Genomic DNA, 22,578 nt, shown 5'->3' on the forward strand with positions numbered 1-22,578 from the left:
CTTATACACTTGGTGAGGAACTTATAACCAAATAACGCCCCAACCTTAATAAGGCATCCTACTTACCTTCTATTCGTATGTAGGATGCCTTATTTGTGTATTTCCGATGCAAGTTACTGAATATCAAATGAATCGACAACCCTAGTTTTGACATCTACTGACTCCGAGAGCATAATTATGATTGATTGTATTTTTTTCATTTAGAAAGGAAGTCACTCATGTCTTGGTCATCTGTAAGAAGGCTTCTACTAAAGCCTTTCGTTTTGTTCACCATTATTTTATTGCTAAAGGGATATTTAGCTTGGGCTGTGACCTTTGGAGACTTGTTACCTTGGAAAGTGCTAATTACCGAACTTCCCTTCATATGGCTATTATTTAGTCTCGTTGAATGGTTCGCTAGCAAACGTAAATTAACCTGGTATATGATTATTAACCTTCTTGTTACAGCCATATTCTTTGCAGTCATTATGTATTATAAATATTATGGTGTCATCGTGACCTATCATGCACTTGAACAAGTGAATCAAGTAACGGCTGTAAGTAACAGCGTCTTCTCACTTCTTGCTCCTTATTATTTATTTATTTTCACTGACATTATCCTGTTCTTCATTCTTTCCTTTCGTCACACGAAGTTTAAACAATGGAAACGTCATACCGCGCATAAAGGAAGCAAGCGAGTCATGTCGATATTATTTATTCTATCGGTAGTTCTGTGTCTCTTTAATATCCTTCCAAATCGTGCAAGTATGAATGAAATTACAAAGGCACAGGAGATGGGAATCCTTAGTTATGAGGCCTATACCATCTTCTCTAAAGATAAGACCGAACCCATTCCAATGGAGAACATTTCGCAGGATTTGATCAATTCATTGAAGAAAACAACTGCACCCATAAAACCTACCTTTTGGAAGTCTGCTCAAGGAAAGAACGTCATCATCATTCAATTGGAGTCATTTCAGAATTTCTTGATTAACTTGAAGATTGATGGTCATGAAATTACACCTAATATGAATAAATTGGCTAATGAGCATTTTTACTTCCCTAATTTCTATCAACAAGTTGGGCAGGGTAATACCTCTGATGCCGAATTTATGGTGAATACATCTTTTTATATCCCTGCAGTAGGTGCTGCTACACAGAATTATCCTGATAAGCAATTGCCGAGTCTTCCCAAACTGTTAAAAGAATACGGATATCAGAGCGCCACCTTCCACACGAACAATGTGGAATTCTGGAATCGCCGAGAATTATACGAAGCCCTTGGATTCGATAAATATTATGCTCAAGAATTTTTTGAGGACGAAGATGTTGTATTTTTCGGAGCTACAGATGAGGTCTTGTATCATAAGTCGGCAGCCAAGTTACAAGAGATGGACCAATCGCAAGATCCTTTCTATGCGCAAGTCATTTCTATGACAGCACATCATCCGTTCTCTATCCCAGAAAATAAATACAAAATGACATTACCCGAACGTTATGAAGGTACCTTCGTAGGAGATTACATTCGTGCTCAGAATTACGCTGATTATGCGCTTGGATTGTTCATCGATGACCTGAAAAAGAACGGTGTATGGGATAATAGCATCATTCTCACTTACGGAGATCATATGGGTCTACCTATGTATTCTCTAGAACGTGATGACGAGAAACTCATGGAGGAAATTTACGGACATGAATATAGTTACAAGGATATGCTTAATATTCCACTCGTCATAAGTGGAACTGGAATCACCTCACCTCGTATCCTTGAACAGATCGGTGGTCAAGTAGATCTTTTACCAACCATAGCTAACTTAGTAGGTGCCTCGTTAGATTCTCAGATTCATTTCGGGCAAGACATGTTGAACCAGAATTCTAACTTACTACCTGAAAGATACTATCTCCCTACTGGGTCTTTCCTGAGTGACACAGCCCTCTTCGTCCCAGGGAACGGATTTGAAGATGGAACTCATTATCCCCTCGGAGATTCCACTAAGCCTTCAGAAGGCGTAACAGAATCCGAATATGAGCGTGCTCTAGAGTTACTCCACCTCTCAGATAGTTATGTTACGCAATTACCCGATCGTAAAAAAGAACAACAATAAGCATCATCTTCCATCCATAGCAGGTGTCCTTAAGTCATAAGAAAATGGCTAAGGACACCCTTTTTTATTCCATCCCTCAGCATTTCACGTCTTTCCACCCCTAAAAAACATATAACTAAATAATAACGAATTTTTACGGTAACGTTTTCTTTTATGACAAAATTTTATTTACTTTTATTAAATATTCAATTATGTCTTGATATTTAACGGAAATAGGATTATAACAAAAGTAGCTAATTTAAATAACAAAACGAAAACAAAAATTAAATTTTCTCTGAAAAGAAAGGAATATGCCACATGAAAACTTTATCACTAACAGGAATTTGGCAACTTCAAGACAATCTCGGACTTTCAATGCAGGAGGTTCAGGTACCCGGGTCAGTATATACCGATCTACTTCAAGCCGGAATAATTGAGGATCCTTACTATCGTGACAATGAACAGAATGCTAAGGACGTTATGCGTCAAGAGTATCGCTACTCGCGTAGCTTTGACGTATCTGAAGATCTTTATCAAAACGATTGCTTAGAATTAGTATGTGAAGGACTAGATACACTTGCAACCGTTCACATGAATGGCCAGATTGTAGCCCATACAGATAATATGCACCGTACCTATAAACTTGACGTTAAACCCTTCATCCAACTTGGTATGAATGAAATCATTATCTATTTCCATAACACACTTGAATATATCGCACAGAAACAAGAGGCATCCCATATGTGGGGTGTAGAACACGCGGTTGATGGATTTCCTCACATTCGTAAAGCCCATTCCAGCTACGGATGGGATTGGGGTCCACAATTACCTGATGCCGGAATCTGGCGAGATATTTATATAAACGCGTATAACACAGGACGGATTCAAGATGTATATATGACTCAACATCACACGCAGGAGCAAGTCGAACTAGAAATTCGCCTTGAGCTTGCATCATGGAAAGCGCAACAGTTGAATGTTGAAGTATCCGTTACAACACCTGATGGCTCGATCATTCGTTCTAGAAATCAAGCTGAGCATGGTATCCAGAATTTGATGATGACCATCGACAACCCACAACTCTGGTGGCCTAATGGCTATGGCGATCAACCTCTCTATAACGTTGTCATTGGACTCTTTGATGGAGACATTCAAGTCGATCAACAAGATTACACCATAGGATTACGGACAATCCGCGTTAAACAAGAACCTGACACATGGGGCGAAACGTTCGAATTCGAGATCAATGGTGTCTCCATATTTGCTATGGGTGCCAATTATATTCCTGAAGATAACCTATTGCCTAGAACGTCCGTAGCTAAGACGGAAGGTCTTATTCGTGACTGTATTGAGGCGAATTTTAACTGTATTCGCGTTTGGGGTGGTGGCATTTATCCAGATCAATCTTTCTACGATCTGTGTGACTGCTACGGGCTCATTGTATGGCAAGACTTCATGTTCGCTTGCGCGGTATATGATTTGTCAGAGGAATTCGCAGCCAACATCAAACAAGAAGCGATCGATAATATTCAACGTCTACGTCATCACGCTTCTCTAGGAATGTGGTGTGGCAATAACGAGATTGAATCCGCCATTGTGGATTGGGGTTTCCCGAAGACCGATAAGATGAAAGAAGATTATATTAAACAATTCGAGGTACTCCTTGCAGACGTAGCTGCACAATACGATCCTAACACCTTCTATTGGGCTTCTTCACCCTCTTCCGGTGGTAGCTTTGATAATCCAAGCGATGAGAACAGAGGCGACGCCCATTACTGGGATGTATGGCATGGCCTGAAGCCATTTACTGACTATCGCTCGTTCCACTTCCGATTCTGTTCTGAATTCGGTTTTCAATCTTTCCCAAGCTTGAAGACGATTGAGAGTTTCACTGAACCTGAAGACAGAAATATCTTCTCCTATGTCATGGAACGACATCAGAAGAATGATGGTGCGAACGGCAAAATCATGTACTACTTAGCTCAGAATTTCAAATATCCTAAGGATTTCTCATCCCTTATTTATGCTTCCCAACTATTACAGGCAGAAGCGATGAAATACGGAGTAGAACATTGGAGACGTAATCGTGGTCGCTGTATGGGAGCCATCTACTGGCAACTGAATGACTGTTGGCCGGTGGCTTCTTGGTCGAGCATCGATTACTACGGTCGTTGGAAGGCACTTCATTATTTCGCCAAAAGATTCTTCTCACCTATACTTCTCTCCGCTTGCGAAAAAGGTAAGAAAGTATCCCTTCATGTATCCAATGAAACGATGAATTCCTTCCAAGGAACCCTGTCTTGGAGACTTCGTAGCACGACATCAGGATTAGACCAACAAGGGTCTCAACAGGTTGACGCACATTCACTCAGTTCTACATCTGTGGTTGAACTTGACTTCTCCTCACATCTAACGGAGGAAGAGATGCGCTCTGCTTATCTAGAATATCGCTTAGTGAATACGTCAGACGATGTTGTAAGTGAAAGTGTCCTTATTTTCACTGTCGCCAAACACTTCCACTTAAAACCGGTAACGATAGCTACCGAATGGACTGAGCAAGAATCGACATTTGAGCTTACATTAACATCTCCGCAACTTGCGAAGTACGTGGAATTAGAATTCGCTGAACTAGATGTCAAATGGAGTGACAATTATTTCGACTTATGTCCGGATCAGGTGAAGAAGGTAACTTTGCGTAAAGATCGATTGCCATCATCTGTAACCCTGGAGACACTTCAATCGACCCTCTACATTCGTAGTGCTGTAGATATGGCAGAGTAACACAAGAATTAGTTACAGCCCTAAGAAAGAGGGAGACATATGAATAGTCTAAATGAATTTGTCGGTGGAATGACATGGGGGTTCACTGGCATTCGAGGCACTTGGAATAATCCAAGTGCTGAACATTCCATGGAGGAAATGGCCCGTACGTTAGGTGTGAATTGGACCACGATCGCTTTCTCAGCCCTACAGAAAACCGCACATTCAACTGAAATTATGTATCAAGATGAACCAACCGTTACGGATGAAGAAGTAACATGGGCCATTCAAAAGGCACAATCCCTTGGCTTACGAGTCTGCTTAAAGCCCATTGTTAACTGTGCCGACGGGACTTGGAGAGCTCATATTAACTTTTTCGATGTTGATGTCCCATGTGAGCCGAAATGGTCTGATTGGTTCGCATCCTACACTCGATTTATTCTTCATTACGCAGCTATGGCTGAGAAATTAGGATGCGACATGTTCTGTGTGGGCTGTGAGATGGTCCAGACGGATCGACGTGAGACCGAGTGGCGTCAGCTTATTCAAGATGTTAGACAAGTGTATTCGGGGATTATCACGTATAACTGCGATAAGTATCAAGAGAATCAAGTGAAGTGGTGGGATGCTGTCGATGTGATCTCATCTAGTGGTTACTATCCGATTGACCGTTGGGAAGAACAGCTTGATCGTATCGAACCTGTTGTTCGGCAATACGACAAACCTTTCTTCTTCATGGAGACGGGATGTCCAAGTCGCACAGGATCTCCATATCTTCCGAATGATTGGGAGCTTCAAGGAGAACCAAATGAAGAGGCCCAAGCTGATTTCTATCGGACGATGTTTGAACACTGCAACAACCGAGATTGGGTGCAGGGATATATGTTATGGGATTGGCCTGCTCAGTTATATCCTCCAGAGAAAGCTTCTATTAATGATGATTACTGTCCTTACGCCAAAGCATCCGAGAGTATCATTCAACGTCAGTATGAATCTTTTTTGAACCTCCCACGACTAAAGTCGCTGGATTCCTACGCTAATACTCCGATCGGAGTAAGGTAAGTAGGCTATCCCCGTAGTCCCTACGGTTTTCTTTTTTATGCGGAAAGAAGTCTTTTCGCTTCTTGAAGAATATTGATGCTGGCATTGTGGTCTCGTTCCTGATGGGTTCCGCATTGCGGACAGTCCCATTCCCGAAGGATAGCTTCTTGGCTTCTTTGTACTGAAATCCGCAACATGAACACAATTGCGAAGACGGAAACCATGGACTCACCGCCACAATTTGTTTGCCATACCATTTCGCCTTGTATTCCAGTTGTCTACGGAACTCAGCCCAAGACACATCTGCGATACTTTTGGCTAACCGATGGTTCTTGATCATATTGGATACTTGTAAATCTTCTATAGCAATGAGGTCGTGGTTTTTGACCAATGCCGTTGAGTGTTGTTGCAAGAAGTCCATTCTGGCGTTACCAATTTGTTCGTGAATTCGGGCTACCTTGATTTTTTGCTTATACCAATTCGAAGAACCCATGGTTCTTCTGGACAACGTGCGTTGTTCTCTTTTTAATTTTTGTTCCCTGTTTCGCAGGAAGTGTAGATTATCGATTGGTTTCCCTTGACTTAACACTGAAAATTGTTTAATACCTAAGTCAATGCCGACTTCCTGATGGGTTTTGAGAAATGCTTGAATGTCTACTTCAGCTACAATGGACACAAAATACTTCCCTGATGGATTCCGTCTAATCGTAGCATTCAAAATGCGTCCATCCACTTCTCTGGACTTGGCAAAGCGAACCCATCCTAACTTAGGCAGTTTGAGTTGGTTTCCCTGGACAGCAATGTTCCCATTGGTCATTTTGGTTGTATAGGATTGGATCGGATTCTTTTTACTCTTAAAATGCGGTATTCGATTTTGCTTTTTATAGTAACGTGTATAGGCATCATGTAGATTTTCCACTGATTTTTGTAAAGAGATACTATCTACTTCTTTTAAGAAAGGATAGTGTTTCTTTAATTCTTTTAAATCTTTGATCGAAGTGTACTTATGAAAATAAGCGCCTTTCCAATTATTTTGAGGTAGCTGTCCATTTTGAACCATTAGTTCGCAGATATTCCAATAGGCATCTTTTTGCTGTTGCTTGCTTAAGAAAAAGTTAAACACAAAGCGAGTACATCCTAACGTTTTATGGATTAAGATGATTTGTTCCTTGGTTGGATAGATACGAAATTTAAAAGCTTTGTGATGGTTCATCATGTACACCCTCTTTGGTTAATATTACCTTAATTATAGAACATATGTACTGATTTAGAAAGACAAAACCATTTTAATTCATCTCATGACTGAAGTCACGAGTGTTCTCAAAATCTTTTATAAAATAAATATGTAGGCGGGATTCTTATGAATATGGCAAATCAAGTTACACCATGGATATCTGACATAGAGCGAGAATTACAAGAAAATATACTAGCTTTCTGGATGAAGAACACCTTAGATCATTCACAAGGAGGTTTCCTAGGCGAGATCAAAAAAGACCTCCAAGTTGTAGAAGGAGCTGAGAAAAGTCTTGTACTGAACACCCGTATTCTCTGGACCTTCTCTGCTGCATATCGAATCTATAAGAATAACGATTACTTGACTATGGCAGACCGTGCCTATGAATATATCATAACCAACTTCATAGATCAGGAACATGGTGGACTTTTCTGGATGCTCACAGCTGACGGTAAGCCTGCAGAAGATAAGAAACAGGTCTATGGTCAGGCCTTTGCCATCTATGCCTTATCCGAATATCATCGAGCTACTGGGCACGAAGAAGCCCTATCACAAGCTATCCTATTGTTCCATGTTCTTGAGAAGTATAGTTATGACCCTGTTCATAAGGGGTACATAGAAGCTCTTTCTCGCGACTGGCAAATCACAGATGACTTGAGCCTCAGTGATAAGGACCTGAATGAGAAGAAATCCATGAATACTCACCTACATGTGATGGAGGCTTATACTAATCTATTACGTGTATGGTCCTCTACTGTTCTATCTACGAAGCTTCAAGAATTAATAGAAGTGACATTAGATCATATCGTAGATCCTGTTACGAATCACTTCCTATTATTCTTTGATGAAGAATGGCATGTGAAGTCTGACCACATTTCTTATGGACATGACATTGAAGGCAGTTGGCTGTTGCTAGAAGCCGCAGAAGTCTTAGGTAATACAACAATACTAGAACGCACGAAATTAGTAGCGATTGCTATGGCAGAAGCTACTTACAATGAAGGTATCGACCCTGATGGTGGCATTCTGAATGAAGCCAATGCTACAGGACTCCTCGATACCGATAAAGACTGGTGGCCACAAGCTGAAGCTATGGTCGGCTTCTACAACGCTTATCAAATGACCGGTGACGTCAAGTTTGAACAAACTGCTCGTAAGTCTTGGGAATTCATTCAGACATTTATCGTTGACCATGAACATGGTGAATGGTTCTGGAGTGTCAACCGCGAGGGTCTACCTAACTTAGAGAACTCCAAGGTCAGTCCTTGGAAATGTCCTTACCATAATGGAAGAGCTTGTATGGAGATGTTGGAGCGATTGAAGTAATACTCAATAACTAAAGTAATGCTTCCGATGTGATAAAAATTTTAGGAGGAATACGCATGAATTCATTATTTAATACTCGTAAACAACAGCTAACAGAGCGTTATGAGGCGCTAGTCAATCGTAAGAATGAGAAGGTTCCTTATGGGAATGGGATATATGATCGGTATCAACATCCTGTCCTAACGGCAGAACAGACACCACTGATCTGGAAATATGATTTCAACCCCGAGACTAACCCTTACTTCATGGAACGTTTAGGTATTAACTGTGTGTTTAACGCAGGAGCTATCCATCTCAACAATAAGTTCTATCTTGTTGCACGTGTGGAAGGATTAGATCGTAAGTCATTCTTTGCTATTGCTGAAAGTGACAACGGTGTAGATGGCTTCCGCTTCTGGGATCACCCTGTTGTGCTACCTGAGACAGAAGATCCGGACATCAATGTCTATGATATGCGTCTCGTACAACATGAAGATGGTTGGATCTACGGTCTCTTCTGCACAGAACGTAAGGATCCAGTTGCACCAAGAGGAGACCTCTCTAGTGCTACTGCTCAGTGTGGAATTGTACGTACCAAGGATCTCATTTCTTGGGAGCGCCTAGCTGATCTTAAGACAGCTTCGGCTCAACAACGAAACGTCGTATTACATCCTGAGTTTGTTGAAGGTAAATATGCCTTCTACACTCGTCCGCAAGATGGATTTATTGACACAGGTTCAGGCGGTGGAATTGGCTTCGGATTATCCAGTACGATTGAGAATGCAGTCGTTGACCAAGAAATTATTATCGACGAAAGACATTATCATACGATTAAGGAAGTTAAGAATGGTCAAGGACCCGCTCCAATTAAGACAGATAAGGGCTGGTTGCATATTGCACACGGTGTAAGAAATACTGCAGCAGGCTTACGTTATGTACTCTATGTTTTCTTATCTGAATTAGATAACCCACAAGTCGTTACACACCGTCCAGGCGGACATTTCATTGCCCCTGAAGGCATCGAACGGATCGGTGACGTATCGAACGTAGTCTTCTCCAATGGTGTCATCGCTCTAGACAATGGGGAAGTATATATCTACTATGCGTCATCAGACACAAGACTCCATGTTGCTACAACAACTGTTGATCAATTGTTGGATTACGCTATGAATACGCCAGAAGATCCACTGCGCTCCTATGCTTGTGTTCAACAACGGATCGACTTAGTGAATCGGAATCTGAACTTATAATTTCTTCTTAATAAATATTATGAACTCTCAATGAAGAGGTGATTGCATATCCTGTATGACAGGATATGCAATCACCTTTTTGTTTTCCTAGGACTAGTAAGCGGAATGACATTAATCACAGTTTTATTTGAACCAAAGACCAATACTTATTTAAATCATCTAACAACGATAGGCGAACTATATAACTATTTGGGGAGAAGATATAGATGGAAGAACTATTTAAGAAGACTACGGATTTCAAGTACAGTTCACTGAAATATTTGAATCTTGAAGAGTTTCAAACCATTTTACCTGAAGATATTATTATTGATAAACCAGGGGTTTTTGCCCTATGTAGATTCATTGATCATCGTCACAATATCTTCTGGGCCGCTGATTCTGAACAGGCATTTATGAATACGTTATTAGACTTAATAACTAGGCTTAATCAATTGCATACGGATGGATTAGAGACAATATATATCGAGTTTATACATCCGGATTTCATTCCTGCAATGGAGGCTGTTGGATTTACTGTTGTTAGTGAGTTTATTGACTTTTGGAATAAGGATATATCAACATGTGTTACTAGCGCGAGCGTGGTGGGATCATCAATATCCATTAGGAAGATTGAGCCTCATGAATACAAACAGGCTAGTCTGATAACACAAGCATGCAAGGATGTTTCAAGGGGTTTTTACGGTGAAGAGTTGGAATTCATACAAGAATGGAATGAAGCGGACCATTCCTGCGTTCTTGTAGCAGAGCTACATAAGGAAGTTGTTGGCGTATGTTTATTAAATATTTACGGATTCGAAAGTGAGAATGGCCCAATCCTATGGCTAAGGCAATTAGCTGTAGATCCCAATTATCACAATAAGGGTATCGGTACCCTTTTATTTACGGAGGGCCTACGCTGGGGTGTAACTAACGGTGCGAAGCGAAGTTTCCTAGCAGTAGATAAAGAAAATAAGAACGCAATAAAAATTTACATTAAATCAGGCTACACGTATAACGATACCTTGGGACAGATCAATATGGCTTTCGTCCAGAAAGTAGGATTGCATTGATCACTATAAAACCCATTAGTTACGATGATCTTTCACAATTATGCCATCTATATGATGGTCTTGCGGATAGGAAGACAAATCCCACAAAGCTAATGGAAGTTTATCAGGCTATTAAGGATAATGATCATTATGTTATCCTCGGTGCATTTCATGATCATGTATTAGTGGGCTCACTTATGGGGATCATTTGTCACGATCTTGCAGGCGAATGTAAACCTTTTATGGTCATCGAGAATGTCATTGTCTCCCATCGTGTCAGAAGACAGGGAATTGGAAAAGATCTTATGCTTACCATTGAAAAGATCGCTAAAGATTGCGGGTGTTACTACATCATTTTTGTCTCAGGAGAGCAACGCAAGGAAGCACATCTATTCTATGAGAAGCTAGGATTTAAGGATGAGAATGTTCAAGGATATCGCAAACATTTTTATTGAGAATACCTTACATGATGTATTACCTATATAATGCACTCACTCTCCCCTTTTTGTCGCATGCCCAGCATTACTGAGCATGCGACTTTTATTTTACTACATCGTCCAATTGATCGCTTTCATAACTTCTCGCCAACATTCTAGTGATAAACAAAAATGAAATATAATACCAACTAAGTCGAATGATCGTTTATAATGTGATTACCATTGCAAAATCAAATATAACGATACTTATCGGAAAGAAGGTTATTTAACATGGATTTCAACCCTTCGTATGCTATCTTTTCCATTCTCCCCATCCTCATGTCCTTCATCTATTTATTACTTACTGGTCTCGGCATTTATTGTTTAATTTTGTTTATTAAGCTTGCTCGTCGAGGAATCAAAGCACTCGATATTTACATTAATGAGAAAAAGAATGGACCATTATAAATGAACTCACCTTATCTATTAGTTGAAATTCAGTGAGAATATACAGATAACAACGGAGGAGATCTCAATGGCTACTAATTATGAAAGCTTATTACCACAGCATGAAACGTTTATTAAAGAGCAGCATATGTTCTTCGTTGGAACAGCTGCGTCGGATGGCCATGTGAATATATCACCTAAGGGACATGATGTATTTAGAATATTATCCCCCAACAAAGTGGCTTATCTGGATCTGACTGGAAGTGGTAATGAGACGAGCGCCCACATCTCTGAAAATAATCGAATGACCTATATGTTTGTTTCTTTTCAAGGTAAACCCTTAATCCTACGACTTTATGGCAATGGAAGAGTTATATTACCAAGTTCAGATGAATGGAATGAATATGCGGGGCTTTTTACAACTTATGTTGGATATAGGCAAATCATCATCTCTGATATTGACCTTGTGAAGACTTCGTGCGGATATAGCGTTCCATTATACAACTATGAAGGTGATCGAGACGTACTCCTGAATTGGGCCACTAATAAAGGTGAGGACAAATTAGTCGAGTACAGACAAGAGAAGAATTCAACCAGTATGGACGGAATACTTACACCGATTGGCAAAGAATTTATTAATAAAGAATAATGGCCTAACTCGTAATCATATTCTAAAACTGAATTAACTATGGAGTCATAGGAAGGAAGACTTTATATGTCGAGGAAGTTAAATGTTTTTCGAATTATTTCGTTCTTATTCGCGATCATTACCATCATCTTCGCAAGTTATAATCTATTAAATCCAGATAGCACTAAATTAACACCACGCTCTACTCAACTTTTTCTAGGGTGTATGGTGTTCTTCTCGAGTCTGTCGAGCTTCAAAGAGAAACAAAAGCTACAGGGGATCATCAGCCTATTAGTCTCCTTATTTGTATTCACCGTTTTGACTTGGACACTTATACAGCACAACTAGGAAGAGCATCTTCATTAACTGAACTTTTCTACGAAAATAGCAACCATCCCGGATCACTTCTCGTAATAACGAATACACACTATATTCAGTGTGAATCCATTAAATATTCGGAGGGGATTTCCATGACCATTCATCAAATCAGCCTTTCACAAGAAACGCTTATTGGTTCTTTCAGTACAGAGGTTAAACCCATACTAACAATAGATTCAGGTGACACCATACGTTTCCAGACCCTAGATGCTGGCTGGGCGTTGGGACCGACCAATGCTGGGCGTGTGAAGCCCTTCCCAAGAAGGGACAATCCTCTAGATCAAGGTCATGCTTTGATTGGACCTATTGCTATACAGAATGCCAAACAAGGAATGACACTAGAAATACATATTAATGATATTATCCCAGGAACTTATGGCTGGACAGCAGCTGGTAAATATCCCAATTGGCAGAACTTGATGCTTCACTTAACTGATGAAAAAGAAATCATACTCGATTGGACACTTGATCCAATCACCATGGATGGATCTTGTGAGATCAACGGAAGTACATATACCGTTTCTTTACGCCCCTTTATGGGCGTCATGGGCATGCCTCCTGAAGTAGGCGGCGTACACTCGACTTGGCCTCCTCGTTTCTGTGGGGGAAACATTGACTGCAAGGAACTCGTGAAAGGCAGCATATTATACTTACCCATTCCCGTAGATGGTGGATATTTCACAGTCGGCGATGGACATGCAACACAGGGTGATGGCGAGGTTAGCTGTCAGGCCATCGAATGTCCTATGGACTTAGTGGATTTAACGTTACATTTAAGAGAGGATATGACGTTATCTACGCCTAGAGCCAACACCCCTTCTGGATGGCTTACTTTCGGGTTTGACGAGGATCTAAATGTAGCTACGATTCAAGCCTTAGATGCAATGTTAACTTTGATGGGCGAACTATATGGATTAGATCGTGTCGAATCCATTGCATTAGGTAGCACCGTCATAGACTTAAGAATCACACAAATCGTCAATGGCGTGAAAGGTGTCCATGCCTGTCTGCCTCACGGGGCGATTAGATAAGCGAGTAGAAAACGATAACGCATCATTTTATTAAATGACTTAAACCAGAAAGGAGATTACCTAATTGACCATTGTTTGGGGGAATATTTTTATATCACTCATTCCTATCGCCTTAGTAATATTATTCTTTTTTAGCCTATATAAATTTGCTCGACGAATGATGATACACACTCAGACAACCGAGGAAATCTTAAGGACGTTAGTACGGATAGAGAATAAGTTAGATTCGGACACTATAAGGATGAATCAGGATTGAACTATCTCGAGTGTTTTTTTGGGGACAATTATGTGATAACTGGAATTTTTCCTGTTATACGTGCGATATCCGAAAATTGTTGATGGAGCTTCGTTTATTTATAGAATTATGTATTTATTAGCCATAACGTGTCTTGCCTTAGATGGATATGACTTCATAGAAATTGCTGATCTTCCTAGAGAGACAATTACGACTTTAAAAACCTCTCATATACATGTCTATTTGTTAAATATGTGTGAAAATTTGTCTTATTTTGTATCCAACTGAGGATAGTATTTACTATTTACTATTTATTACTTTCAAAGATGTGCTAAAATTAAGCGCGTCTTTTATTTTGCCTATTTTTATTTATATATATTATACCAACTCATTATGAGGAGTCTTGAAATTGAAGAAAGCTTGGCACGTATTTGTAATTATTTTTGGTTCATTACTTATTTCTATGGGGTACAATTTGTTTCTAGTAGCCCACGGATTGTTGTCTGGAGGGGTAACTAGTCTTGCATTGATCCTGAATTACTTAACCAGTGTAAATATGCTTATATTTTACTTAGGTATCAATATTCCACTATTAATTGTAGGTTGGTTCATGCTAGGACGAAGATTTATTAGCTATAGTATTTTATCCGTCGTAGCTACCACTCTATTCCTACACTATATACCTGTGGTAACATCAGCAACCGACCCTTTACTAGCCGCTATATATGCAGGGGTGCTGACTGGAGCTGGTAGTGGCATCTGTCTGAAGGTCGGTGGCTCCTCTGGGGGATTTGATATTTTAGCAGCAATCATAAGTCGGTTTAAGGACGTGTCCATCGGTAATATACTAACGATATTAAATGCATTAATTGTATTTCTATTAGGGTATACTTCTAACGACTGGAATATCGCCTTAGCATCTGCATTAAGTTTATTTATTTCCGGTAGGGTCCTGAACTTCATACACACGGAGCACGAGAAGGTTACGGTATACATCATTACTAGCAAACCTACAGAGATCATTGCTGAGTTATTTAAAGTGCATAGAAGAGGGATTACCAAGCTATCCTATGAGGGTGCCTATTCTTCTGCTCAGGGTGTAATGTTAATGACTGTAGTAACTCGCTATGAACTTATTGAGGTTAAGGATGCTATTAAAAAAATAGATGATCATTCCTTTGTTAATGTCACTCAAACACTCGAAATTATGGGTAACTTTCATAAAAGATCACACGTAAGTTAAGTAATCTAGTATCTAACAAGCACCGGGGCATACTATGACCTCGGTGCTTTTTTCATTCGATTATCTACTTTAGAGCATGAACCTCCTTCTCACTAAACACCTCCTGCATAAGGTCGGAGAATCCATTCATATCAATATGATGTTCCTCAAATTCAGGGCAAGCGTTTCTGAAACCTTGAACTTTAACGACTTCCTTCACTTCACCCGATCTAAGCTACTCAATGCCTGCAAGGCGTGCACACTAAAAATGATCATTCATTTACATACCAGGATATTCGCCTAGCACATTTTTCTCAATAGCGAAATAAGATACCTTTGTTAACACTCAGAGGAGGCATATACCTATGAATAAAAAGCTTACAAGAAAAAGTAAAATAACAAGACCACAAACGCATGTGCATGAATTTGAAGGTAGCACTAAATTAGCAGAGGAAGGGGCGGATCGACACAATCATCGCTTCGCTGGTGTTACCGGTCAAGCGATCCGGGTAGGGAACAGTCATATTCATGAAATTGATCTCACACATACCGACTTCTTGAATCATTTTCATAATCTCAAAAAAATTAGAACCGGACGTGCAATTCCAGTTGGAAATGGAAAACACGTTCACTTCGTAACAGGATCAACTACACTTAATGACGGTCATGTACATCAATTCAATTTCGCTACATTAATTCAGCAACCTCTAGTTTAGACTTTAAAATAACCATACAAATAGAAACGGCAATGCCGTCCTTTCTCAAAGACGGCACTCGTTTCAGCGGAAATATAAAACAGCTCTGCCACATTCATGAGTGTCAGAGCCATTCTCTTTGTTCACATACATATATATTCTAACTACTTAACTTATTTCATCTTAATCCCAGCCGTTGAATCACGAAATACAACATCCCCTGATAGCATAATCTTCTCCAATGGTGTATCTTCTTTGATTAATCGCTCAAGTAACTTCTCTACCGCACGACGTCCCATGGCTTCTTTAGGTACATGAACAGTAGTCAGCGCAGGTAGTTCTCCGATATTACCCTCTAAATTATCAAACCCTGTAACGGATACGTCATTTGGAACATCCAACCCCACTTCAATCAAAGCTCTCATCGCAGTCTGGGCTATCAAATCATTCGCACACACAAGGACTGTTGGTATAGTAGCCTTCTTCTTCATCTGGAGCAACCAACTTCTTATTTCCCCTGTGAAATCTTCCGTCTCTAATTCATGGAGATTGTACATGGCATGTCCATCATTATGTACTTCAAGTCCATGCTCTTCCATAGCGGAGCGGAAACCGATAAATCTATCCCTGAAACTTCTAGAGAATCGCAAGTTACCTACAAATTGAAGTTGTCGATGCCCAGTACCAATTAAGTGATTCGTTAACCGAGCCATAATATCTACATTGTTTACAAAAATCGAATCTGAAGGAATTAACGGATCCTCATGATCTACTAGAACGATTGGAAGCCCGATACGATGAATCTCTAGTAATAGAGGAGTAGAAATCTGCCCCACGCCGATCAGACCCAGGATTCCGTCTGGATTCAATATATTAATAAAGCTATCGACACTCTGCTCCGATATGATGATCATTCCGAGTCCCTCTTCTTCCAACTGCAATGAGATCCCTTCCATAATCTTGCCCCAATAGAGTGATTCTCGATTCTGTGAACGAATATTCGGCATAAGCACGATGACAGATTGGTTGCTGTTAGAGTGTGTTGCCTTCCGATCAGGTTTCTTTACATAAGCATTTTTTTGAGAGAAATAACCTAATTGGGATGCAGCCTCTATAACTCGTTCTTTCGTCGATTCATTCACTCCACCCTTACCAGATAACGCTTTAGAGACAACAAATTTTGACACACCCAAATGTTCAGCAATTTGCTGCATTGTAATTTTTTTAGCCATAAAATGATTCCACCTCTTAGGAATTACTTATTAAATAAAAAATAATATTATGTTTTTGTTATTGTATAAGCATAACAAGTATAACAAATATACCTCATGGATTATATAAATTTGTTCATCCAATTCATGTATTGACAATAGTCTTTCACACGTATACATTTGTATACATAGATCAACGTATACAAATGTATACATCAATATAAGAATAGGAGTGTTGAATTTGCGACGTCGTATAACATCTCTCGAAGGATCCTCACAAGGTGAACATTCTCCATCCTCACGAACCAACAATAAACGTAGAGAAATCAGCAGTCTCGATCGTGCAGCTACAGATAGAATTCCCAACTCGGGTGACCGTGGACGATCACAAGGCCGTCACAAGATGGAGCATGATCATCATCAAGGTTCCAAGGCTCACGGAGATCGAAACCGCCCTTCCACGCTGGACGATAAAGAAGACTTATCAACTCCACGCCATGGACATTGGGATGACAAGAACATCCAAAGCGCGAAGACCTTTCGACGCGGACGCATCCTTATTTTTCTGAAACAACTACAAGTGAAGCGTTCAACCTTAATACAACAACTACAACAACCTGAATTCAAATCCATTGAGCAAGTCATCAGTGGTGAGTTAAAAGCCGTGGATGAAATCATTCAACAGTTCACACATTTATTTGAGCTACGCGAGATTGAATCCGATGATCCTACGAATCTGTGAGGTAGACCTTTATGTGGAAATTAAAATCGTATTTAAAGCCTTACTGGGTGTCCAGTTTATTAGCTCCTCTATGTATGGTCCTTGAGGTATGGATGGATCTATTACAGCCTGTCATGATGGCAAGCATTATTAATGATGGGATTATGACGGGTGACCTAACACATATCCAAAAGACAGGACTCACGATGCTTGGAGTAGCACTTATAGGTGCAATCGGCGGGATAGGATGTTCCGTGTTCTCAAGTATTGCGTCTCAGAACTTTGGCAGAGATCTACGGAACAATGTATTCGAGAAAGTTCAAGCCTTCTCCTTCCGCAATCTAGATCAGATCAAGCCAGGTTCACTTATTACTCGATTAACGAATGACGTCATGCAGATGCAGAATTTTGTACAACAGATCATGCGTGGTTTTATTCGCTCGCCGCTCCTATTGGTCGGAAGCTTTATTATGGCCGTAACCATTAGTCCCAAATTAACCCTTATTCTAGCTGTATCTGTCCCACTGCTATTTATCATGCTTGTCGTCCTGATCCGTAAATCATTCCCTCTATTCTCCAAAGTTCAGTCCAAGCTTGATACCGTTAATAGCGTACTTCAGGAGAATCTATCTGGAATTAGGGTCGTAAAGGCATTCGTTAGAGCAAATCATGAACGTAAGCGGTTCGGTAAAGCCAATGAAGACTATACGCATATTGCCATCAAAGCAGCAAGATTAATGGCTGTGAACATGCCCATCATGACACTTATTCTAAACGTCAGTGTAGTTGCGGTATTGTGGTATGGTGGAGGACTTACTCGGAATGGTTCTCTAGCAACAGGAGATTTAATTGCGTTCATTAACTATGTAACCCAATTACTTTTTGCCATGCTGATGTTTAGTAATCTACTTCCTTTTGTCTCCCGTGCCAAAGTGTCTGCTGAGCGTATTAATGAGGTGTTGGATACTGTGACAGACATGGCAGAAGTTACAGGAAAAGTAATCAACCCTACAGATTCTACATATACAATATCGAAAAAAGCATCCATTCAATCTGGACAGATTGAGTTTAGAAATGTGTCTTTCGCCTATGATACAGCTCAGGAAGAGCTAGTTCTTCAGAACATATCCTTCCGTGCAGAAGCAGGTCAGACACTAGCCATTCTTGGCGCAACTGGATCCGGTAAGTCGACATTAGTCAGTCTCATCCCTCGCTTATACGATGTGACTAGTGGTAGCATTCTGATTGATGGGACAGATGTAAAGGATATCCCTTTCAATGACCTAAGAGCTCAGATTGGTATGGCTTTACAGCAATCGATTCTATTCACAGGTACAATTCGAGACAATATTCGATTTGGTAAAGCAGATTCTGAACAAGATGAGATTGAAGCTGCGGCCAGAGCTGCAGAAGCACACGACTTTATTCTAAATATGCCTGATGGATATAATACCATTCTCGGTCAAAAGGGTGTAAACCTATCCGGTGGACAGAAGCAACGTATCTCTATAGCGAGAGCGTTACTCGTTCGTCCTACTATTTTAATCCTGGACGATAGTACAAGCGCCGTAGACTTAGGAACGGAATCCCGAATACAGAAAGCACTCAGAGAACTTATGAGCCATACGACTACCATTATCATTGCTCAGCGAATCTCCTCCGTCATCGATGCAGACCTCATTATAGTCCTTGATGATAATGGAACCATTGCTGCTGAAGGAACCCATGAAGATCTTATTCAGAATAGTTCCATTTACCAAGATATTTACCGATCTCAACGGAAGGAGGAACAAGAGCATGTCAGAACCAACTAATCGAAGCTCTAATCAATCCTTCAAACCAATGGGGGCTGGTATGGGAATGGGTATGGGAGGCAGAGGTCCTGGAGGCCCCGGGGGACCAGGTGGTATGCCAAAAGTACGTCCTAAGAATACTCTCGCTACAATCAAAAAACTTTGGAGCTACCTACGACGCCAACGGATGGGACTTATCATCGTCTACATTTCCACATTTCTAAGTTCGGTGATTTCCCTCATTGGTCCTTACTTGATCGGTAAAGCCATTGATAAGTACATCATGCCTAGAGACTACAATGGCCTGTTATGGCTATGTTTAATGATGTTAGGTATTTATATTTTGGGCAGTGTTGTTTCGTGGGTACAATCTTATGTAATGAGTGGGGTATCCCAGCGAACGGTGCTTGAACTTCGACATGATCTTTTTGAAAAGTATCAATCCCTTCCTCTAAAATTCTTTGATACTCATAATACAGGGGAACTCATGAGTCGAACGACCAATGATATTGAGAATGTATCTAATTCACTTAATCAGAGTGTGATTCAATTATTAACAAGTCTTATCACCCTCTCGGGTTCACTCGTCATCATGTTAAGCTTAAATTTGCCTTTAACGCTAGTCAGCTTAATTACGATACCCCTTGTCCTATTCGCGACTCGTAAGATATCTACACTGACAAGAAGATACTTTAAAGGTCAGCAGCAACATCTTGGAGAACTGAATGGATTTATTGAAGAAACTATCCAAGGACAAAAGGTTGTTAAGCTCTATCGACGTGAGGCTACTGAAATCAAGCGATTCAAAGAAATCAATCAACAATTAAACACCATAGGTACAAAAGCGCAAATCGTATCCGGTTTCGTTGGCCCTGTTATGAATGCTGTAAATAACTTAAACTTTGCGTTAATCGCGGCCGTTGGGGGCTGGATGGTATTTAAAGACTTAACTTCAGTAGGTATCATCGTCAGTTTCCTGAACTATTCCAAGCAGTTCGGACGTCCAATCACAGAGCTTGCGAATCAATATAATATGATCCAATCCGCTGTAGCTGGTGCGGAGCGCGTATTTGAAATTATGGAACTAGAGTCGGAGTATACAGAGGATCAAGGTGTGCCTCTCTCCCATAACATGCGTGGTGAAGTTCAATTTGAGCAGGTATCCTTCAGTTACCGACCAGATGCACCCATCCTCCAGCAGGTCTCCTTTGTAGCTAATCCTGGTGAGAAAATCGCACTTGTCGGGCCAACGGGAGCTGGGAAAACAACGATCGTCAATTTGTTGACCCGTTTCTATGATATTAATGAAGGTCGTATCACCATTGATGGTACAGACATTCGGCAATTAGATAAGAACAACCTTCGCACGGAAGTAGGTATGGTCCTTCAAGATGCCTATGTATTCTCTGGTAGCATTCGCGATAACATCCGCTTCGGACGCTTAGATGCTACGGATGAAGAGATTGTAGCAGCAGCGAAACTGGCGAATGCCGATGGATTTATATCAAGGCTTCCACATGGCTACGATATGATCTTACAAGCGGAAGGCAGCAACCTAAGTCACGGTCAACGCCAGCTCCTGACGATTGCCAGAGCGATTCTTGCTAACCCTTCAATCCTCATTCTGGATGAAGCAACAAGTAGCGTAGACACTCGTACAGAGATGCATATCCAGGAAGCCATGAAGAACTTGATGAAGGGGCGAACGAGCTTCGTGATCGCCCATCGATTAAGCACCATTCAAGATGCAGACAAGATATTAGTGATGAACGGTGGCCGAATCATTGAACAAGGTACCCATGAGCAACTTCTTGCGGCCAAAGGATTTTATTATGAACTCTATTCGAGTCAATTCAGGAAGGTAGTTTAAAATCTTAACTATCACAACCATTCCTCTCCACCACTTAGCACATGCTTAATATTTACTTAAAGTACAAAACAGTAATAGCCAATTCTTTTTTCAAAGAATTGGCTATTACTGTTTTTAGCTTTTAAATAACTCAACCTGAAAAGTAGCGCAGGGGACGGAATTGACCTGAAGAAGCGTAGCAGTCAAACCTACTAACCTACTTTTCAGACCACATACCGACTCACAAACGACGTCAACTTATTCCCATACCCCTCTTTATCCGCAAAATAGGCGTTACCATGCTGGGCATTAGGCACTGATAATAGTTCCTTCTCGCTCCCTGCTGCTTCATATAATCGATGTACCATATCGTATGGAACAAACTTGTCCTCATCGCCATGAATGAATAGAATCGGTAGTTTCGACCGACTCACTTGTGTTAACGCAGAAGCCTCTCCAAAGAAATATCCTGCCTTCATTCTGCATATCAGGCTCGTTATAGGAATTAACGGGAATGCGGGTAACTTATACATGGATTTCAATTGATACGTCAATATATCTTTTACGGAAGTATATGCACAGTCTGACACGATACACTTCACTTGATCAGGCAATGGTTCACCACTCGCCATAAGCACCGTAGCTCCACCCATGGATATCCCATGAAGAATGATCTGTGAATGAGTGCCCTCACTTTGGATAATATAATCAATCCATCTCAAGTAGTCCTTGCGATCATGCCAACCGAACCCGATGTAATTCCCTTCGCTCTGACCATGTCCCCTGTCATCAGGCATTAACACATGATATCCCAAGTCTTGATACAATTTTGCGAAGTTAGACATGTCTCTACCTTGTCCTGAATATCCATGGGCTAGAATAACAACCTTATTACTATCTATCTGTGCTGGGACAAAATAACCCGTTAACTGCAGTCCATCATCCGATTGAATCTGAACAGTCTTCATTGGTTGCTCATGCAACCAATCCGTTGCAGCTTCCCATGGATGGTTTGTTTTTTTGAGGTTAGGATCATCGTTCATGAAATCCTTTTTACTTCGTAGAATACTTACGTTGTATAAATAAAGGCTCGTTGCTATAAGAACTAATACAATCATAACTATGACAGTGGTCAGAACAATAACTGCAGTCTCCATGGGGTGAATAATCTCCTTTATCTATATCAAGAATGCTCCTATATCCTACAGCAAGCTCTTGCTTGATCATATTGTTTTCATATTAACTTAGATTTCACATTTTTGATATGATGT

17 protein-coding genes and 1 pseudogene are annotated in these 22,578 nt (G+C 40.5%); 15 read left to right on the forward strand and 3 right to left on the reverse strand.

Annotated features, from left to right (window positions below):
- Positions 1 to 218 precede the first annotated feature (218 nt).
- The 3 genes from AC1D69_RS14255 to AC1D69_RS14265 all read left to right on the forward strand — a co-directional run bounded on the left by AC1D69_RS14255 (position 219) and on the right by AC1D69_RS14265 (position 5,885).
- The gene (locus AC1D69_RS14255; protein ID WP_495456823.1) at positions 219 to 2,084 is read left to right on the forward strand and encodes an LTA synthase family protein; all 1,866 of its coding nucleotides are present in this window, start codon (positions 219 to 221) and stop codon (positions 2,082 to 2,084) included.
- Positions 2,085 to 2,381: 297 nt separating this feature from the next.
- Complete coding sequence (locus tag AC1D69_RS14260) at positions 2,382 to 4,844, forward strand: beta-mannosidase (protein WP_495456824.1); 2,463 nt, start codon at positions 2,382 to 2,384, stop codon at positions 4,842 to 4,844.
- A 39-nt stretch (positions 4,845 to 4,883) separates the two neighbouring features.
- Positions 4,884 to 5,885 carry a glycoside hydrolase family 113 gene (locus AC1D69_RS14265; protein ID WP_495456825.1) on the forward strand — a complete coding sequence of 334 codons (1,002 nt, stop codon included), beginning with the start codon at positions 4,884 to 4,886 and terminating at the stop codon, positions 5,883 to 5,885.
- 35 nt (positions 5,886 to 5,920) lie between these two features.
- Here AC1D69_RS14265 and tnpB read toward each other — a convergent pair.
- Positions 5,921 to 7,080, reverse strand: a pseudogene (gene tnpB / locus AC1D69_RS14270) (IS200/IS605 family element RNA-guided endonuclease TnpB).
- 144 nt (positions 7,081 to 7,224) lie between these two features.
- Here tnpB and AC1D69_RS14275 point away from each other — a divergent pair.
- From AC1D69_RS14275 to AC1D69_RS14315, 9 genes are all read left to right on the forward strand, one after another.
- Positions 7,225 to 8,424: an AGE family epimerase/isomerase gene (locus AC1D69_RS14275; RefSeq protein WP_495456826.1), complete on the forward strand. Its 1,200-nt coding sequence runs from the start codon at positions 7,225 to 7,227 to the stop codon at positions 8,422 to 8,424.
- Between the two features lie 56 nt (positions 8,425 to 8,480).
- On the forward strand, positions 8,481 to 9,653 hold the full coding sequence (locus tag AC1D69_RS14280; protein ID WP_495456827.1) for a glycoside hydrolase family 130 protein: 1,173 nt from the start codon (positions 8,481 to 8,483) through the stop codon (positions 9,651 to 9,653).
- Positions 9,654 to 9,859: 206 nt separating this feature from the next.
- Positions 9,860 to 10,702: a GNAT family N-acetyltransferase gene (locus AC1D69_RS14285; RefSeq protein ID WP_495456828.1), complete on the forward strand. Its 843-nt coding sequence runs from the start codon at positions 9,860 to 9,862 to the stop codon at positions 10,700 to 10,702.
- Positions 10,699 to 11,136, forward strand: coding sequence for a GNAT family N-acetyltransferase (locus AC1D69_RS14290; protein WP_495456829.1), 438 nt, complete (start codon positions 10,699 to 10,701; stop codon positions 11,134 to 11,136). Before AC1D69_RS14285 ends, AC1D69_RS14290 begins: the two co-directional genes overlap by 4 nt.
- A gap of 496 nt (positions 11,137 to 11,632) precedes the next feature.
- Positions 11,633 to 12,193 (forward strand): pyridoxamine 5'-phosphate oxidase family protein, encoded by a 561-nt coding sequence (locus AC1D69_RS14295; RefSeq protein WP_495456830.1) that lies wholly within the window; start codon positions 11,633 to 11,635, stop codon positions 12,191 to 12,193.
- A 66-nt stretch (positions 12,194 to 12,259) separates the two neighbouring features.
- Positions 12,260 to 12,520 carry a DUF3953 domain-containing protein gene (locus AC1D69_RS14300; RefSeq protein WP_495456831.1) on the forward strand — a complete coding sequence of 87 codons (261 nt, stop codon included), beginning with the start codon at positions 12,260 to 12,262 and terminating at the stop codon, positions 12,518 to 12,520.
- A gap of 122 nt (positions 12,521 to 12,642) precedes the next feature.
- Complete coding sequence (locus tag AC1D69_RS14305; protein ID WP_495456832.1) at positions 12,643 to 13,581, forward strand: acetamidase/formamidase family protein; 939 nt, start codon at positions 12,643 to 12,645, stop codon at positions 13,579 to 13,581.
- 644 nt (positions 13,582 to 14,225) lie between these two features.
- Positions 14,226 to 15,059 carry a YitT family protein gene (locus AC1D69_RS14310; protein ID WP_495456833.1) on the forward strand — a complete coding sequence of 278 codons (834 nt, stop codon included), beginning with the start codon at positions 14,226 to 14,228 and terminating at the stop codon, positions 15,057 to 15,059.
- 344 nt (positions 15,060 to 15,403) lie between these two features.
- Positions 15,404 to 15,754 (forward strand): YmaF family protein, encoded by a 351-nt coding sequence (locus tag AC1D69_RS14315; protein ID WP_495456834.1) that lies wholly within the window; start codon positions 15,404 to 15,406, stop codon positions 15,752 to 15,754.
- Between the two features lie 152 nt (positions 15,755 to 15,906).
- Here AC1D69_RS14315 and AC1D69_RS14320 read toward each other — a convergent pair whose 3' ends face one another.
- Positions 15,907 to 16,965, reverse strand: a complete 1,059-nt coding sequence (locus tag AC1D69_RS14320; RefSeq protein WP_495456835.1) for a LacI family DNA-binding transcriptional regulator — start codon at positions 16,963 to 16,965, stop codon at positions 15,907 to 15,909.
- A 220-nt stretch (positions 16,966 to 17,185) separates the two neighbouring features.
- Here AC1D69_RS14320 and AC1D69_RS14325 point away from each other — a divergent pair, with 220 nt between their 5' ends.
- Genes AC1D69_RS14325 through AC1D69_RS14335 form a run of 3 tightly spaced genes read left to right on the forward strand, consistent with a single transcriptional unit; the run spans position 17,186 to position 21,328 of the window.
- The gene (locus tag AC1D69_RS14325) at positions 17,186 to 17,686 is read left to right on the forward strand and encodes a hypothetical protein (RefSeq protein ID WP_495456836.1); all 501 of its coding nucleotides are present in this window, start codon (positions 17,186 to 17,188) and stop codon (positions 17,684 to 17,686) included.
- An 11-nt stretch (positions 17,687 to 17,697) separates the two neighbouring features.
- Positions 17,698 to 19,479, forward strand: a complete 1,782-nt coding sequence (locus AC1D69_RS14330; RefSeq protein WP_495456837.1) for an ABC transporter ATP-binding protein — start codon at positions 17,698 to 17,700, stop codon at positions 19,477 to 19,479.
- Positions 19,480 to 19,519: 40 nt separating this feature from the next.
- Positions 19,520 to 21,328 carry an ABC transporter ATP-binding protein gene (locus AC1D69_RS14335; protein WP_495456900.1) on the forward strand — a complete coding sequence of 603 codons (1,809 nt, stop codon included), beginning with the start codon at positions 19,520 to 19,522 and terminating at the stop codon, positions 21,326 to 21,328.
- A 203-nt stretch (positions 21,329 to 21,531) separates the two neighbouring features.
- On the opposite strand, the gene AC1D69_RS14340 is transcribed toward AC1D69_RS14335, so the two are convergent.
- The gene (locus tag AC1D69_RS14340; RefSeq protein ID WP_495456838.1) at positions 21,532 to 22,464 is read right to left on the reverse strand and encodes an alpha/beta hydrolase; all 933 of its coding nucleotides are present in this window, start codon (positions 22,462 to 22,464) and stop codon (positions 21,532 to 21,534) included.
- Positions 22,465 to 22,578 lie beyond the last annotated feature (114 nt).

This window comes from Paenibacillus sp. Y301 (genome assembly GCF_059445505.1).

Excerpts from the sequence above, each read along its gene's own strand:
- AC1D69_RS14255 (WP_495456823.1), top strand. The coding sequence starts at position 219 with ATGTCTTGGTCATCTGTAAGAAGGCTTCTACTAAAGCCTTTCGTTTTG.
- AC1D69_RS14260 (WP_495456824.1), top strand. The coding sequence starts at position 2,382 with ATGAAAACTTTATCACTAACAGGAATTTGGCAACTTCAAGACAATCTC.
- AC1D69_RS14265 (WP_495456825.1), top strand. The coding sequence starts at position 4,884 with ATGAATAGTCTAAATGAATTTGTCGGTGGAATGACATGGGGGTTCACT.
- AC1D69_RS14275 (WP_495456826.1), top strand. The coding sequence starts at position 7,225 with ATGAATATGGCAAATCAAGTTACACCATGGATATCTGACATAGAGCGA.
- AC1D69_RS14280 (WP_495456827.1), top strand. The coding sequence starts at position 8,481 with ATGAATTCATTATTTAATACTCGTAAACAACAGCTAACAGAGCGTTAT.
- AC1D69_RS14285 (WP_495456828.1), top strand. The coding sequence starts at position 9,860 with ATGGAAGAACTATTTAAGAAGACTACGGATTTCAAGTACAGTTCACTG.
- AC1D69_RS14295 (WP_495456830.1), top strand. The coding sequence starts at position 11,633 with ATGGCTACTAATTATGAAAGCTTATTACCACAGCATGAAACGTTTATT.
- AC1D69_RS14300 (WP_495456831.1), top strand. The coding sequence starts at position 12,260 with ATGTCGAGGAAGTTAAATGTTTTTCGAATTATTTCGTTCTTATTCGCG.
- AC1D69_RS14305 (WP_495456832.1), top strand. The coding sequence starts at position 12,643 with ATGACCATTCATCAAATCAGCCTTTCACAAGAAACGCTTATTGGTTCT.
- AC1D69_RS14315 (WP_495456834.1), top strand. The coding sequence starts at position 15,404 with ATGAATAAAAAGCTTACAAGAAAAAGTAAAATAACAAGACCACAAACG.
- AC1D69_RS14320 (WP_495456835.1), bottom strand. The coding sequence starts at position 16,965 with ATGGCTAAAAAAATTACAATGCAGCAAATTGCTGAACATTTGGGTGTG.
- AC1D69_RS14330 (WP_495456837.1), top strand. The coding sequence starts at position 17,698 with ATGTGGAAATTAAAATCGTATTTAAAGCCTTACTGGGTGTCCAGTTTA.
- AC1D69_RS14335 (WP_495456900.1), top strand. The coding sequence starts at position 19,520 with ATGGGAATGGGTATGGGAGGCAGAGGTCCTGGAGGCCCCGGGGGACCA.
- AC1D69_RS14340 (WP_495456838.1), bottom strand. The coding sequence starts at position 22,464 with ATGGAGACTGCAGTTATTGTTCTGACCACTGTCATAGTTATGATTGTA.